The organism is Pseudoalteromonas luteoviolacea S2607, assembly GCF_001625575.1.
In the GTDB taxonomy this organism is placed as follows: Bacteria; Pseudomonadota; Gammaproteobacteria; order Enterobacterales; family Alteromonadaceae; genus Pseudoalteromonas; species Pseudoalteromonas luteoviolacea_E.
Genome location: NZ_AUXV01000026.1, coordinates 15,055 through 29,949, shown reverse-complemented (window position 1 = coordinate 29,949; position 14,895 = coordinate 15,055). Strand labels below are relative to the sequence as shown.

Below are 14,895 nucleotides of genomic sequence, written 5' to 3'. Positions count from 1 at the left end.
TGTTCATCTAACGAGGCATTGCATTTAATTGCCGATATTGATTTAAATCAGGGATTAATCCAGCTTGTCGATATGCATCAACGATTTTTCCCTGCAACCTGAGCTTTTTCAAACCTCTTTGTATTGCCAAGAATGCCCGTTCACCATCTGGGTGCAGTTTAGACACCACAAAATGGCGACTGCTATCTAACAATACAACCCAGTGAGGATGAGACACGAGGCTTATCCCCGCTAGTTGAAAATCATTTCCCGCATGCGGCATCAGGGGGATCAACATAAAGTCAACCCATTGTTTATTTACCATTTGCGCTTGCGCTGCCCATGTTGTTTCGTTTAGCAACCTTTTTAACGGCAGGTTGCTCAGTGTTTGCCAATCAACCACCCAGCGGTTTGACGATACTGCCGTTAATTCCTGTAGATCATTAATAGACGATAGCTTCGCCATCTTCGTGTTTGTTTTTGCATAATACAGACCCGCGTAAAACTCTCCTTTTCTAACAACAGGGTCACTGATAAACAGCTTATCTTTTTTATCGAGTGCTTCTTCGTACCAATAAGTATCAAAGCTTAACAACTGCTTTCCTTGTTCTAGTAAATTGGTATCTCTGAAATTAATGTTTCCAGGGCGGTATTTAAAAGGTTTATCAAAGCCACCGAGCAATAACGCTTTATGCAGTAACACCATGTCTATCACATCACGGCGTATAAATTGAGAGTGGAAGTCATCCACAAGCAGTGGAGAGCGACCTGCAATGAGGGTCGTGTAGTTAACATACACATCATCACGAATATATATGTCAACATACTCATTTTGAGCCCAGCTACATTCAGCGAGGCTCAGAAAATAGAAAGCAATAATGTTAAAAAACTTAGTTTTTCTTGCCTTCCAACCCATCAATGGTGACCCCTTGTAAAAAGCCAGCTCCTTTTTGCTCATTATTTTGCAGTTTGATCATCAAACGCAGATCATTAGGCGAGTCAGCATGATGAAGCGCATCAGCATAATTAATCCGCTGATTTTTATATAATTCAAATAACGCTTGGTCAAATGTCTGCATGCCCATCTCTTTAGATTTAGACATTGTTTCTTTAATAGAGCCAATGTCACCTTTCTTAATCAACTCAGCGACCATCGGTGAGTTAAGTAACACTTCTATTGCAGCAACTCGCCCTTCACCTTTCGAATTCGGAACAAGTTGCTGAGCGACAATCGCGCGTAGATTGAGCGCCAAATCATATTTAAGTTTGTCATGCTTTTCTTTTGGCACTAAGTGCATGATACGGTCAATCGCCTGGTTAGCATTATTAGCATGCAACGTCGCTACACAAAGGTGTCCCGTTTCTGCGAAACTTAACGCATATTCCATGGTTTCTTGTGAGCGAATTTCACCAATTAAAATAACGTCTGGCGCCTGCCGCAATGAACTTTTCAGGGCAGCCTCGAAGCTTTCTGTATCTAACCCAACTTCTCTTTGTGTGATGATACTCTTGCGATGTTCATGCACAAATTCAATTGGATCTTCAATCGTTAGAATATGACCTCGCTGATTGCGATTACGGTAACCAAGCAAGGCTGCAAGCGATGTTGATTTACCCGTACCTGTACCACCAACAAACAATACCAAACCACGCTTCGACATAATTACATCGGTTAATACGGAGGGCAGTCCCAATTGCGTCACATCGGGGATCTCAGTCACAATACGTCTGATAACCATGCCAGCGCAGTCGCGCTGCCAAAATGCAGATACACGAAAACGCCCTATCTCATTAGCAACAGCAAAGTTGCATTCTTTCTCTTGATGGAACTGTTGCTTTTGCACTTCAGTCATCGCAGACTCAACCATTGCAAGAGAACCGTCATTGTCCAGCACTTCATCGTCCAACGCACGAAGTTCACCGTCAATCTTGGCACTAACGGCAAGCCCTGACGAAACAAACAAGTCAGAAGCTTCTTTGTCCACCATCAGCTGTAAATAATCTTTCAATGCCATAATTAATACCCACTACCAAACTGATTCTTGTCATGTGCTTTCGTGTAAGCATCTTGTGTTGTAATCAGCCCGTGATTAACCAAGTTCATTAAGCACTGATCCATGGTTTGCATGCCATGTAATGCACCGGTTTGAATCGCTGAGTACATTTGTGCAATTTTATCTTCACGAATTAAGTTTCGAATTGCTGGTATACCAAGCATAATTTCATGAGCTGCAACCCGTCCGCCCCCCACTTTTTTCACTAGGGTTTGAGAAATAACAGCCTGAAGAGACTCTGAGAGCATCGAACGCACCATATCTTTTTCTTCTCCAGGAAAAACGTCAATGATACGGTCTATCGTCTTAGGTGCCGAAGTGGTGTGCAAAGTGCCAAATACTAAGTGACCGGTTTCGGCGGCAGTCATTGCAAGTCGAATCGTTTCTAGATCACGTAATTCACCGACTAAGATAACATCAGGGTCTTCACGCAACGCACTGCGCAGCGCCGCATTAAAGCTATGCGTGTCACGATGCACTTCACGCTGGTTTACTAAACTAAGTTGATTCTGGTGCACAAATTCAATTGGATCTTCAATGGTGAGGATATGGTGGTGTTTATTGCTATTTATGTAATCAACCATGGCTGCCAACGTCGTTGACTTACCAGAACCTGTAGGACCTGTAACCAGCACTAACCCCCGAGGGTTTTCAGCAATTTGTTTAAATATATCTGGCGCACCGAGCTCTTCTAAAGTCAGTACTTGGCTTGGGATAGTACGAAAAACTGCGGCAGGTCCCCTGCTTGAATTGAAAGCATTGACACGAAATCTCGCCAAATTAGGCACTTCGAACGAAAAATCTACCTCAAGATTTTGCTCATAGTCCTTACGCTGGTTATCATTCATAATATCGTATATTAAGCTATTTACATCCTTTGCTTCTAAAGCAGGAATGTTTATGCGACGAACGTCCCCGTCTACTCGGATCATCGGTGAAACCTCCGAAGACAGGTGTAGATCCGACGCTTTATGTTGCACACTAAAGGCTAATAATTCAGTAATATCCATCTATGACTCCACAACGAGCAAATAATAATATGGTTACAATAGCAGAACGGCTAAATAACGCCTACGATCGCATCGCAAAAGCTGAACAAAATGGTCAAATTTCTGATCCTGTTCAACTTCTTGCCGTATCAAAAACCAAACCGATAGAGTTGATTCAACAAGCCTATGATGCTGGGCAGCGCTTATTTGGTGAGTCTTATGTTCAAGAAGCGGTTGATAAAGTCTCGCATTTTAAACAGCTTCGAGATATCGAATGGCATTTTATTGGCCCGATTCAGTCGAACAAATCACGCCACATTGCAGAGCATTTTAGCTGGGTACAAAGTGTCGACCGTTTAAAAATCGCGAGGCGACTCAATGAACAACGGCCGACAAACTTAAAACCGCTTAATATTTTAATCCAAGTTAATATCAGCGATGATGAGAATAAATCTGGCTGCAGGCCTTCAGAGCTTGATGCGCTTGCGCAATTTATCAGTGAATCAAAGCAACTTACCTTGCGCGGACTCATGACTATCACAGCAAAAACCGACGATTCCGAGTTACAAAAGCAATATTTTCAGCAAATGAAAGATTGCTTTGATAAACTAAAGGCCCAATATCCTCAAATAGATACACTTTCCATGGGAATGAGTGGAGATCTAGAGCCGGCAGTTGCCGCAGGAGCCACAATGGTTCGCATTGGCACGGATATTTTTGGTAAAAGACAATAAAGGGCACACATAACACATGTCTAACAAAACAATTGCATTTATCGGTACCGGTAACATGAGCTATGCCATTATCGGTGGCATGTTGAAAAGCGGATTTGCAGCACAGGACATTATCGCGACTAACCGCAATCCAGAGAAACTGGCAAAAGTAAGTGCTGACTTTGGGGTAAACACCACCAGCGACAATATCAGTGCAATTAATGCTGCTGATGTCGTTGTATTATCTGTCAAACCACAAATGATGGCCGAGCTATGTGCTACGTTTGAAAAGCACAATCTAGACCTCAAAGACAAAGTGATTGTATCTGTGGCGGCTGGTATCACAATAAACCGCTTAAAAGAAATGCTAAACAGCGATACTAAGGTAGTGAGATGTATGCCTAACACACCTTCACTGGTTGGGTTGGGTGTCTCGGGTTTATATAGCCAAGATATTGATTCGGAACAACAAGCATTCATTGACAAAATATTTAGCGCAACGGGCATTACGACCTGGTTGAATAAAGAAGAACAGATAAATGATATTATTGCCGTAACGGGATCGTCGCCTGCCTACTTCTTTCTTTTCATGCAGTCTATCGAAGAAAAAGCTAAGCAGCTTGGGTTTGACGAGCAAACAGCAAGACGTTTAGTTCAGCAAACCGCGCTAGGTGCAGCACAAATGGCAGTATCTCAAGAGCAAACTAGCCTTGAACAGCTACGTGCCAATGTCACTTCAAAAGGTGGTACCACACATGCTGCAATCGAGTTTATGAAAGACGGTCATTTGCCACAAACAGTTGCCGAAGCGATGGACGCTTGTATCGCTCGCGCACACGAAATGGAAAAACAAATCTAAGGAATTACCATGAGTGCTATGCATTTTTTAATTGAAACTTTGTTCAATTTATTTTTGATGGTTGTATTGTTGCGTTTTTGGATGCAATGGGCACGTGTCGACTTTTACAACCCATTGAGCCAAGCAATTGTTAAGGCAACCTCCTTCGCTGTAAACCCACTGCGAAAGGTTGTACCTGGGCTCGGGGGCTTTGATATTGCCTCTCTGATTCTCGCGTTTATCGTCGCCTGTGCCAAAGTGTCAGTGCTAATGATGATGTTTGGTGGCTATTGGGATGCTGCGGGTGTCGCTATTAGCGGCTTACTAACCGTACTAAAAGAAGCGTTTAGTTTAGTATTTTGGATTTTGGTTATCCGTGCATTACTAAGTTGGGTCGTACAGGGCTACAACCCTGTTGCAGCCGTATTCGAGCAACTCACTGAGCCACTTTTAAGACCAATCCGTAAAGTAATTCCACCACTTGGCGGACTAGATTTGTCTATAATGGTGGTACTGATTGGCATGATGTTCTTACAGCGACTTGTTATGGACTTCCTACACTGATCTCAAAGAGGTATTAGTCATGAGAATCTTATTCGCTATGCTGCTGGCTTTAATGACCAGTATGGCAGCTAACGCTGCTAATACTGAGTCTGGCGGTCAATTTAAAGTACTCGGTAATTGGGAAGTGCATTACATCGCGTTTCCTTCCACATTTATTCAGCCTAATGTTGCCAAAGCTTATGGCGTTGTCCGAGCAGATAACAAAGCTCTGATCAATATATCCGTATTGGCTAAAGACGGCGTTAAAACGGCACAGCAAGTGCAAATAGCTGGTGTTGCAAAAAACTTATTGGGCAACGGGCAAAATTTAGAGTTCAAGCAGGTTGTTGAAGGTGATGCGATTTACTACCTCGCTCAACTCAATTACTACAATGAAGACGTTTACCGCTTTGATGTGAAAATTCAACAAGGCACTGAACAACACGTTTTACAGTTTCAACAAAAGTTTTATGTAGATTAAGTAATATGACAAACAAAATCGTGCTTGCCACAGGTAACCAAGGCAAGGTCAAAGAGCTCGGCGCAATGCTAGAATCGCTCAATATTGAAGTTTTACCACAGAGTCAATTCAGTGTATCTAACGTAGCTGAAACTGGAACAACCTTTGTCGAAAATGCCATCATAAAAGCGCGCCATGCAGCTAAAGAAACAGGGTTACCCGCTATAGCTGATGATTCGGGGTTAGAGGTAGATGCGCTGCAAGGTGCCCCAGGGGTATATTCCGCTCGGTACGCTGGTTCAGGTGCAAGCGATCAGGATAATATCGATAAACTACTCAGTGATTTAGGCTCCACCCCAAATCGCAGCGCAAGGTTCTGGTGTGTCTTGGTTTATATGCAGCATGAAAACGATCCTACTCCGATTATCTGCCAAGCAAGTTGGGAAGGTGAAATAGCGACTGAACAACACGGTGACCAAGGTTTTGGTTATGATCCTGTCTTTTGGGTCAAATCTCTAAACCGTATGGCCGCAGAGCTCACTAAACAGGAAAAAAATGCGATAAGCCATAGAGGGCAAGCTTTGCAACAACTTTTGTCCCACTTTAAGAGCAAACTGTGAACCTCCCTCCGTTAAGTTTATATGTGCACGTACCGTGGTGCGTGCAAAAATGCCCTTACTGCGATTTCAACAGTCATAGCCAAAAGGGCACAATTCCTGAGCAGGAATATATTCAGCACCTACTCGATGACCTCAAAGCTGACTTGCATTTGGTTCAAGGACGAAAGTTACACAGCATATTTGTCGGCGGCGGCACGCCAAGTTTGTTGTCAGGAGACGCATATGTTTATCTTCTTCAACAGATTGAAGCACTCATTGGCTTCGAAGATGGCATCGAGATCACGCTCGAAGCAAATCCAGGTACGGTTGAAAGCGACCGCTTCAAGCACTACGTTAAAGCGGGTATTAACCGAATATCCATTGGTGTGCAAAGCTTACAAAGTGACAAACTGAAAGCATTGGGCCGTATTCATGGTGAACAAGAAGCGATCAATGCAGCTTCTGAAGCGCATGATGCCGGCCTCAATAGCTTCAATATGGATCTCATGCATGGTTTGCCAAATCAATCGCTAGAAGACGCGATGAGCGACTTAACACGTGTTATTGAGTTGGCTCCCCCTCACCTGTCTTGGTACCAATTAACCATAGAACCAAATACACAGTTTGCGTCAAAGCCTCCCAAGCTTCCTGAAGATGAAACTCTATGGGCTATCCAAGAAGCTGGACAAGCGCTCTTGAAGCAACACGGTTACATTCAGTATGAAATATCTGGCTACGCTAAAGCAGGCTTACAGTGCAAACACAACCTCAACTACTGGCGGTTTGGTGATTACCTCGGCATTGGGTGTGGCGCACATGGAAAAATCACCTTGCCTGAGCAAAATCAAATACGTCGTACTGTCAAAGTAAAGCATCCTAGGGGGTATATGGATTTAACCAAGCCCTACCTTTACGATAGCTGGCACGTTGAAGCCGCAGACAGGCCTTTCGAATTTTTTATGAATACTTTTCGGTTGGTAGAAGCAACTTCTAAACAGGACTTTATAGATTATACAGGCCTTGCTTTGAGCGACATAGAAAACCAGCTTACACAGGCCATTAGCTCTGGCTTGTTGGAAGAGCGTAAAGATTCATGGTTTGTAACAAATAAAGGCCATAGATATTTAAATGACCTGCTAGAATTGTTTGTCTAGTTTAAGGTACATTAGAGCGATTTTTACATTAATCTATATTTGTAATTGGTCTCACAATCCAATTGAAATTCGTCGCAACTCATATAATGACCTACAATGAGCTGATGGGTCTCAATGTAAATAACAAGATAACCTCTTAATACAGAAAATAAAAAGGGTAAAACATGCGTAAACTTACCATTGTCGCTGCAGCAATATCGACGGTATTGCTTGCGGGCTGTCAACAAACGGCAGAGCAACCAAAACCTGTAACTGCAGTCCAACAAGTTGTTCAGAGTGAAGTCGAAAAAGCTAATACACTGTTTGATGAGTCTTTCAACAGAAGCGTAATGCGCAGTCCAATCTACCAAACTTACCTCGGTATTAAGACTGACTATGATAAGTGGGATGACGAGTCTGAAGAGAGAGAGCTAGAGGACCTAGCACTAACTAAAAAAGATTTGATGGCAGTTAATGCTATCGATCGCAGCAAGTTAGATGCAAATACTCAAGTGAGCTACGACTTATTCAAGCAAAGTTTAGAAAACGAAATCGCTGACTTTAAATGGCGTCACTACTCATACCCGGTCAATCAAATGTATGGTACTCACTCTATGGTGCCAGCATTCTTAATCAACCAACACCAAATTAGCGATGTAAAAGATGCTAAAGCATATATCTCGCGCTTAAATGGTGTGCCTAAGGTATTTGACCAGCTGATCGAAGGGTTAGAAACTCGTGCAGACATGGGAATCATTGCTCCGAAATTTGTTTTCCCTCACGTAATCGAGTCAAGCAAAAATATCATCAAAGGTGCGCCATTTAGCAGTGGTGATGATTCAGCTATCCTAGCGGACTTCAAGCGCAAAGTAACTAAACTCGAAATTGCTCAAAGCGAAAAAGACGCACTAATTTCAGAAGCAAACGAAGCGCTAACGAGTGCCGTAAAGCCATCTTACAGCAAACTAATCAGCTACTTGCATAAACTAGAGAAGCGTGCTGATACTCGCGATGGTGTATGGAAGTTTAAAGATGGCGATAAATTCTTTAACAATGCGCTTAAACGCACAACGACAACGGATTTAACAGCTGAGCAAATTCATAAAATTGGCTTAAAAGAAGTTGCGAGAATTCATGATGAAATGCGCGAAATCAAAGAGAAAGTCGGCTTCAAAGGTGATTTAAAAGCCTTCATGCAGTTTATGCGTGATGACAAGCAATTCTATTTACCAAACACAGAAGAAGGCAAAGCCAAGTACTTGGCAGACGCAACGGCAATGATCGATAACATGAAATCTCGTTTAGATGAGTTATTCATTGTTAAGCCAAAAGCGGACATGATAGTTAAACGTGTTGAAGCATTCCGTGAAAAAGCGGCTGGTAAAGCATTCTATCAACAGCCTTCTCCTGATGGCTCACGCCCAGGTATTTACTACGCTAACTTGTACGATATGGAAGCTATGCCAACCTACCAAATGGAAGCGCTTGCTTATCACGAAGGGATCCCTGGTCACCACATGCAAATTGCCATTGCGCAAGAGCTAGAGAACATGCCTAAATTCCGTAAGTTTGGTCGTTATACAGCCTACGTTGAAGGTTGGGGCTTATACTCAGAACTTGTACCTAAAGAAATGGGCCTATATGAAGATCCATACTCAGACTTTGGTCGTTTAGCCATGGAGTTGTGGCGTGCTTGTCGCCTAGTTGTTGATACTGGTATCCACGCTATGAAGTGGACCCGTCAAGAAGGGATTGATTACTACGTCAACAACACGCCAAACGCGAAATCAGACGCAGTAAAAATGGTTGAACGCCATATCGTTATGCCTAGCCAAGCGACGGCATATAAGATTGGTATGAACAAGATCATTGAGCTTCGTGAAGACGCGAAAAAAGAACTTGGTGACAAGTTCGATATTCGCCAATTCCACGATGTTGTACTTAAAAATGGTCCAGTACCACTGAATGTGCTTGAGCAATTCGTTGATGAATGGGTAGCGAGTAAAAAGAGTTAATGCTCTTTTAGCTCAAATGGCGTATTAGCTAAAATAATATGCAAACAAGCCCCGCCATGTGCGGGGCTTTGTATTTTAACTTCCCCTTTTAGCTTTTGCGTAACTAGGTTATAAATAATACTTAAGCCCAGCCCTATCCCACCTTGGTTTCTTTGAGTCGTAATAAATGGTTCGAATATGACGGGCAACAACTCCTTATCAATACCATTGCCATCATCTTTGATATATACATGGATATATTCATTTACTACCAGTGCTGAAACAACAATATTAAGTGTTCTGTCCTTATTTTTACCGTGCTGAATGCTATTGTTGAGACTGTAAGTAAGTATTTGTACAAATACATTGGGGTAACTATTGAGAATTAAACTTTCGGGAATTTCCAAATCTACGTGATAGCCAGGTGCCTGCAATTCATGTTGATAGCAGTCAAACACCCCTTCCACCAACGCTTTTAAATTAAACTCTTGTACATCGTCATATTCTTGCTGAACAGACACTTTCTTAAAATCATTGATTAAAGAAGCCGTTCTATGCAAGTTATTTTCTAGTAAATAAAGTGCAGTTTCAGCTTCGTTAATCAGGTGGGTTAAGGTGTGTTTTTGTAATTGACCAGACTCGAGGTCTTTTTTTAAAGTCTCAACTTGCTCTTTCAGAAGCGACTGGCTGGTAATAGCAACGCCTAGAGGCGTATTAAGTTCATGCGCAAAACCACTCACCATATTCCCTAAGCTGGCCATTTTTGCTTCTTCTATTAGACGTTGCTGTGCAGCCGTTAGTCGATCTAATAATGTTTCAATAAACGCCAGCAAATCATCCAAATAATGGGCAATCTGTGCTATTTCGTCCTCACCTTGTATATCGACTCTAAGCGAAAAGTCTTCATGTTTTGCCACTTTTTTTAACACGCGGCTAATCGCGATAATATGCTCAGAGATTCGGCTGTTAAGCATATACAAAAGAAAAAGACTACAGCAACTAATAAACACAATGACCGATAAGCAAGCTAAAATAAGCTGCTGCTTTTTATCTAGAGATTGATTAAATAGCTGCTTGGACACTACTTCAAAATGACCGCGAATAGACAATTTTAAATCGTGTAATTCAGCTCGCACACCTTGACTGTGATCTAAACCTTGACGCTTTAGTACGTTTATATACGTATTAAAGCCTTGATCGTATTGCTTTAGCGTAGAAAGCAACTGAGCCGACTTATCAGGGAATTGCTCGCGAATAAGTGCTTTAGTGTTAACCAATAACTCTTGATGCATCAACAAATAGCTCGGGTCTAGTCTAAGTAAAAAATCTTTTTCTCTGCGCCTAAGCTCCAGAATTAATATTTCTAACTGAGGGTGATTCGTTGACTTAGCTATATCTTGCAACGCGTGTGCCTGTCGACGAAAATTGCCATATACCCCCTCACTTTTGTCGTAACCTAGCAGAGCCTGCATAGACGCTAATTGCTCATACTTTAAAGTGAAGCGCTTGACCTCTTCATCTAATTTAAATAACAGATCAAGGTCACGATCGTGAGAAACCAACATATTTAATAATTGGCTGTAACTGTCTTTATAGGCGAATCTCAGATCTTCTATAGATTTTAAGCTCTCTCTTTGTCTCTCGATAAGAAAGCGTTCCTCCTGATCAAGTAAACGTTGTATTTGCGTTTGCAGCATGAACAGCCGGTCATTAAGCTCTCGTGTTTGTTGCAGTTGCACATACAATACCCAACTGACAATCATAATAACCAAAGCAGAACCAACCGCGGCTGTTTTAAAAAATAAAAGTGATTGTTTTAATTGCACAAAAATAGTCCAGCTTGTCTTTTGCCCCAAAATAAGTTTAGTCGAGAATTGCCAATCTGGCCTGAACAATTGGGAGGAGAGATCATGAGATTAGTGCTTACAAACTCAAACTGAGCGATATACCGAGTGAAAGTTATGCACTATGCCTTTTTTATGAACAATTTTATAGTCGCACTTGCCATCATCATATAGTGAAATTTAAATGGGGAAAGCGATGGAAATTTTAGTAACTATAATTGTGTTATTGCTATTAATAGTACTCTCAGTCATTTATACAACTTTTATATTTATCTCCACACGTCACAAAGTGAGATTGGCCGACTCCATTATTTATATGATGAAATACAATGAGCCTGTAAAAATAGATATTGAAACATTAGAAGGCTTAAACCTTACTCCCAAAGAGAAAGATTATTTGATTAGCATTCAAAAACAAGAAGTAAAGTTACAGCATTGATACATATAACTTGCTAGAAAAAGACTTTACAGCGTGTTTAATATGCTTTTTCAGATGATAACCTGCACGTTATGCGCGGCTTAATGGGAGAATCTCAAGATTAATCAAAATCTGCAGAAATAAAAAAGCCCCAGAAAAATTTCTGGGGCTATAAAAAGTGGTACCAGTGGGCGGACTTGAACCGCCACGCCCGAAGGCAACGGATTTTGAATCCGTCATGTCTACCAATTCCATCACACTGGCATCATTTTTCTTTAATCTTCTAACTTTGAGAAGATAAAGAAAAACCACTTTGAGCTTAGGCTTTTTTTATTTGCCCTCGTCTCTATGCCCTGCATTATACAAATATGTGACAGCCTAGCAAGCAGTTTTTTTGATAAAAGTGTTTAAGTGTTGGGTATTTGACCAAAATCATAAAATATATATGCTTTAATAAAGAAACCCGATGATTTTGTGTAAAATATTCTTCATCTAGTTTTTATTGAGTTCTGACATGACACCGTTTCCTAGAGCAGGATTTATTCGCAGGTTGGCATCGCTAATATACGATGCGCTTGTAGTTATCGCTTTTGCAATGCTTACCACCATCGTTTATTTGGCCCTAGTGCAGGGGATGATCTCTATCGGTTGGTTTGCCCTTGAAGGACATGAAGATGTCACTGCGCTTATTCAGGCCACACCTGCGCTTTACTATTTGCGCTCAGTGCTGCTTGTGGCAGTCTCTGTCGCTTTCTTTGCATATTTTTGGACTAAAAGCGGACAAACAATTGGTATGAGAGCTTGGCGCCTCAAAGTACAACGCAATGATGGCAAGTTGCTGACTTGGCCACAAGCTGTTGCCAGAAGCTTAACCGCAATATTAGGACTTGGAAACCTAATGGTTATCTTAGATAGAAAACACAAACGCGCCCTGCAAGACTTGATATGCAAGTCTGAGGTCGTCTTACTCAGCAAAGAAGAGAATAAAAAAGTGTACGATAGCCTAGACGACTAAATAGGCTCATACATAAAAAAGGCGCTCGATGCGCCTTTTTTATGCCTACTGCCTTCGCTGTAAAAAGTACATCGCCAGCAGTGTAAATATGATACTCGGCATCACAGCCCCAACAAATGGCGGGATCTGATAAACCATTACTATGGGCCCAAATACTTCATTACTTAGATGGAATATCAACCCCGTTACCACACCCATGATGATCCGCGCGCCCATACTCACAGAGCGCAAAGGCCCAAATATGAATGACAATGCGACCAGTAGCATGACTGCAATTGTCACTGGCTGCATAACTTTTCGCCACAGTGCTAACTCATAATTACTGGTGTCTTGCTCATTCTGCTCAAGGTAATTTAAGTAAGACATGAGCCCACTAAAAGACAGTGATTCAGGTTCGTAAGAGGCAACACCTAATCTGTCAATCGTCAGCTGGGATTCATACAAACGAGTTTGCGCATAAAGCGTTTTAACTTGTTGTTCGGTGATCTGAACCTCTTCAACAGCTTTTAACTGCCACCCTTGTTCTGAAGGCGTTGCTGATTGAGCTCGGGTGATATGCTGCAAATTCAAATCGTCATCGAATTGATAAATATTCACATCCGTCAATTCACCAGACTTTTCGACATTCGCTATATTGATGAAGTTATTACCATCTTTGGCCCAGACGCCTTTTTGCGCATCGTACACATCACCGCCATATATGGCTTGGTTACGCAACTGCTTAGCAGTTCTTTCTGCTTCAGGCGCCCCCCACTCACCAAGCACCATCATACAAATAGCCAGCACGATGGCTGTTTTCATGACAGAGCCAATGATTTGCAATCGAGACATGCCTGCTGCCTGCATAACCACCAGCTCGCTACTGGATGCTAACGCACCTAACCCTGTTAGACCACCAATCAAAGCCGCCATCGGGAAAAACACCACGATATCGCTTGGCACGCTGTATAACGTAAACAACAATGCGTCTGTGACTTCATAGGTACCACGACCAACAGAGCGCAGCTGCTCGATAAATTTAATCAGCGTGTTAATACCAACAAATACCAAAAGCGCAAAGCTCGTTGTCTGTAATATGCTGCGGCCTAAGTACCAATCCAGCGTCTTCATCATGCCACAGTCTCCCTTCTTTTCAGTATCGATCTGACCCACACGCCAAATGGACGGCCTTTAACTATCAAGTAAGTGCCAATAAAGAGCACACTTAAGTGGATCCACCAAAGACCGAGTGAAGGTGGAATTTTACTTTCCGCCACAAGGTATTTACCAGCATTTAAGAGGATAAAGTACCCTAGATAAATCCCTATTGCTGGTACGAGTTTCGCAAATTTTCCCTGCCTAGGATTAACGACACTAAGTGGAACAGCCAACAACGTTAGTAGAATTATTGAAATTGGGGTCGCTATTCGCAATTGCAGCTGTGCAGCAGCTTCTGGCGTATTAAGCTCCAGCAAACGTCTAGAAGGTAAGTCCTCCAGCTCTCGACGCCTACGTTCTATTTCCTGTTCTTGAATCTGAACTTGATAGCTCCCAAACTCAGTCTTGTTTAGCGCTTGGCTAAACCCATCTGTTTCATATCGCTTACCATCTTTGAGGATCAGTTGTTGCTCACCTGAATCACCATCTACCACCTCACCCTGTTGCGCATAAACAATGCGCGCAGCATGATTTGATTCTTTTTCAGGTAACTGCGCAACAAACACTTTATTAAGCACAGTCCCTTGGTCACTCGTATTGTGAATAAACACAACTGCTTTTTCGTTCCCCGTTTGCTGAAAGCGACCCGCACGCAATTGAGTTAGACCAGATTCTGCATTTGCTTGCTCTCGTAATTGATTTTGTTTTTCACCAGCCCAAGGCGCTGCATACAAGCTAATAAAAGCCGCAAACAGTGCAACTCCAAAACTGGATGCAAGCGTCACCCTAACAACATACCATTCACTGACACCGCAGGCTTTCAAAACGGTCATTTCGCTATCCGCATAAATACGGCTGTAAGCCAAAATAATGCCAAGAAACACACTCAAAGGCAGGATGTATACTGCAAGTTTGGGCAAGTTAAGTGCCAAAAAGGACAGCACAAGTTTTCCCGGAATTCCGCCGCCAGAAGCCTCAGCTAGGATTTTGACAAATTTTTGCGACAGAAAAATAGTCATCAAAGTAAGGAAAACGGCGACCTGCGATTTTAAAACTTCAGCAGTTAAATATCGAAAAATTAGCAATGTTCGCCCCTATAAAACGTCTCATTTCACTGGAATAGTAGGAAATTTTGAGTAAACTGGTTATTTTAGTCACTTTATTATATGCCATCAAAAT

At 42.1% G+C, this 14,895-nt stretch carries 15 protein-coding genes and 1 tRNA gene; 9 read left to right on the top strand and 7 right to left on the bottom strand.

Features of this window, described 5'->3' with window-relative positions:
* Positions 1 to 7: 7 nt before the first annotated feature.
* From N480_RS13885 to N480_RS13875, 3 genes are read right to left on the bottom strand one after another with little or no spacing between them, the layout of a single operon-like run.
* Entirely contained in the window at positions 8 to 895 is an 888-nt protein-coding gene (locus N480_RS13885) for a hypothetical protein (RefSeq protein WP_063373088.1), read from the bottom strand.
* Positions 870 to 1,994 carry a PilT/PilU family type 4a pilus ATPase gene (locus N480_RS13880; protein ID WP_063373087.1) on the bottom strand — a complete coding sequence of 375 codons (1,125 nt, stop codon included), beginning with the start codon at positions 1,992 to 1,994 and terminating at the stop codon, positions 870 to 872. Before N480_RS13880 ends, N480_RS13885 begins: the two co-directional genes overlap by 26 nt.
* Positions 1,995 to 1,996: 2 nt before the next feature.
* Complete coding sequence (locus N480_RS13875) at positions 1,997 to 3,043, bottom strand: type IV pilus twitching motility protein PilT (RefSeq protein ID WP_063373086.1); 1,047 nt, start codon at positions 3,041 to 3,043, stop codon at positions 1,997 to 1,999.
* 2 nt (positions 3,044 to 3,045) lie between these two features.
* Between N480_RS13875 and N480_RS13870 the strand changes: the two genes are divergently transcribed.
* The 7 genes from N480_RS13870 to N480_RS13840 all read left to right on the top strand — a co-directional run bounded on the left by N480_RS13870 (position 3,046) and on the right by N480_RS13840 (position 9,323).
* On the top strand, positions 3,046 to 3,756 hold the full coding sequence (locus N480_RS13870; RefSeq protein WP_063373085.1) for a YggS family pyridoxal phosphate-dependent enzyme: 711 nt from the start codon (positions 3,046 to 3,048) through the stop codon (positions 3,754 to 3,756).
* 16 nt (positions 3,757 to 3,772) lie between these two features.
* Positions 3,773 to 4,594: a pyrroline-5-carboxylate reductase gene (gene proC / locus N480_RS13865; RefSeq protein ID WP_063373084.1), complete on the top strand. Its 822-nt coding sequence runs from the start codon at positions 3,773 to 3,775 to the stop codon at positions 4,592 to 4,594.
* Positions 4,595 to 4,603: 9 nt separating this feature from the next.
* Positions 4,604 to 5,137, top strand: coding sequence for a YggT family protein (locus N480_RS13860; protein ID WP_063373083.1), 534 nt, complete (start codon positions 4,604 to 4,606; stop codon positions 5,135 to 5,137).
* Positions 5,138 to 5,156: 19 nt separating this feature from the next.
* A complete protein-coding gene (locus tag N480_RS13855; protein ID WP_063373082.1) occupies positions 5,157 to 5,597 on the top strand; it encodes a DUF4426 domain-containing protein in 441 nt (146 codons plus the stop codon).
* Between the two features lie 5 nt (positions 5,598 to 5,602).
* Complete coding sequence (locus N480_RS13850) at positions 5,603 to 6,196, top strand: XTP/dITP diphosphatase (protein WP_063373081.1); 594 nt, start codon at positions 5,603 to 5,605, stop codon at positions 6,194 to 6,196.
* Positions 6,193 to 7,329: a radical SAM family heme chaperone HemW gene (gene hemW, locus N480_RS13845; protein ID WP_063373080.1), complete on the top strand. Its 1,137-nt coding sequence runs from the start codon at positions 6,193 to 6,195 to the stop codon at positions 7,327 to 7,329. Before N480_RS13850 ends, hemW begins: the two co-directional genes overlap by 4 nt.
* 164 nt (positions 7,330 to 7,493) lie before the next feature.
* Positions 7,494 to 9,323, top strand: a complete 1,830-nt coding sequence (locus tag N480_RS13840) for a DUF885 domain-containing protein (RefSeq protein WP_063373079.1) — start codon at positions 7,494 to 7,496, stop codon at positions 9,321 to 9,323.
* Here the strand turns inward: N480_RS13840 and N480_RS13835 are convergent.
* Positions 9,320 to 11,128, bottom strand: coding sequence for a sensor histidine kinase (locus tag N480_RS13835; protein ID WP_063373078.1), 1,809 nt, complete (start codon positions 11,126 to 11,128; stop codon positions 9,320 to 9,322). The genes N480_RS13840 and N480_RS13835 overlap by 4 nt on opposite strands.
* 214 nt (positions 11,129 to 11,342) lie before the next feature.
* Here N480_RS13835 and N480_RS13830 point away from each other — a divergent pair, with 214 nt between their 5' ends.
* Positions 11,343 to 11,585: a hypothetical protein gene (locus N480_RS13830; protein ID WP_063373077.1), complete on the top strand. Its 243-nt coding sequence runs from the start codon at positions 11,343 to 11,345 to the stop codon at positions 11,583 to 11,585.
* 158 nt (positions 11,586 to 11,743) lie between these two features.
* On the opposite strand, the gene N480_RS13825 is transcribed toward N480_RS13830, so the two are convergent.
* Positions 11,744 to 11,828: transfer RNA gene (locus N480_RS13825), tRNA-Leu, on the bottom strand.
* Between the two features lie 250 nt (positions 11,829 to 12,078).
* Here N480_RS13825 and N480_RS13820 point away from each other — a divergent pair.
* Positions 12,079 to 12,579: an RDD family protein gene (locus N480_RS13820; RefSeq protein ID WP_063373076.1), complete on the top strand. Its 501-nt coding sequence runs from the start codon at positions 12,079 to 12,081 to the stop codon at positions 12,577 to 12,579.
* Between the two features lie 45 nt (positions 12,580 to 12,624).
* On the opposite strand, the gene lptG is transcribed toward N480_RS13820, so the two are convergent.
* Positions 12,625 to 13,692 (bottom strand): LPS export ABC transporter permease LptG, encoded by a 1,068-nt coding sequence (lptG, locus tag N480_RS13815; RefSeq protein WP_063373075.1) that lies wholly within the window; start codon positions 13,690 to 13,692, stop codon positions 12,625 to 12,627.
* A complete protein-coding gene (lptF, locus tag N480_RS13810) occupies positions 13,689 to 14,801 on the bottom strand; it encodes an LPS export ABC transporter permease LptF (RefSeq protein ID WP_063373074.1) in 1,113 nt (370 codons plus the stop codon). Before lptF ends, lptG begins: the two co-directional genes overlap by 4 nt.
* Positions 14,802 to 14,895: the final 94 nt, after the last annotated feature.

What these genes read in the sequence shown, in the direction of transcription:
- N480_RS13885 (WP_063373088.1), bottom strand. Translation starts at nt 895, where the DNA reads ATGGGTTGGAAGGCAAGAAAAACTAAGTTTTTTAACATTATTGCTTTC.
- N480_RS13880 (WP_063373087.1), bottom strand. Translation starts at nt 1,994, where the DNA reads ATGGCATTGAAAGATTATTTACAGCTGATGGTGGACAAAGAAGCTTCT.
- N480_RS13870 (WP_063373085.1), top strand. Translation starts at nt 3,046, where the DNA reads ATGACTCCACAACGAGCAAATAATAATATGGTTACAATAGCAGAACGG.
- N480_RS13855 (WP_063373082.1), top strand. Translation starts at nt 5,157, where the DNA reads ATGAGAATCTTATTCGCTATGCTGCTGGCTTTAATGACCAGTATGGCA.
- N480_RS13840 (WP_063373079.1), top strand. Translation starts at nt 7,494, where the DNA reads ATGCGTAAACTTACCATTGTCGCTGCAGCAATATCGACGGTATTGCTT.
- lptG (WP_063373075.1), bottom strand. Translation starts at nt 13,692, where the DNA reads ATGATGAAGACGCTGGATTGGTACTTAGGCCGCAGCATATTACAGACA.
- proC (WP_063373084.1), top strand. Translation starts at nt 3,773, where the DNA reads ATGTCTAACAAAACAATTGCATTTATCGGTACCGGTAACATGAGCTAT.
- N480_RS13820 (WP_063373076.1), top strand. Translation starts at nt 12,079, where the DNA reads ATGACACCGTTTCCTAGAGCAGGATTTATTCGCAGGTTGGCATCGCTA.
- N480_RS13850 (WP_063373081.1), top strand. Translation starts at nt 5,603, where the DNA reads ATGACAAACAAAATCGTGCTTGCCACAGGTAACCAAGGCAAGGTCAAA.
- N480_RS13860 (WP_063373083.1), top strand. Translation starts at nt 4,604, where the DNA reads ATGAGTGCTATGCATTTTTTAATTGAAACTTTGTTCAATTTATTTTTG.
- N480_RS13875 (WP_063373086.1), bottom strand. Translation starts at nt 3,043, where the DNA reads ATGGATATTACTGAATTATTAGCCTTTAGTGTGCAACATAAAGCGTCG.
- N480_RS13830 (WP_063373077.1), top strand. Translation starts at nt 11,343, where the DNA reads ATGGAAATTTTAGTAACTATAATTGTGTTATTGCTATTAATAGTACTC.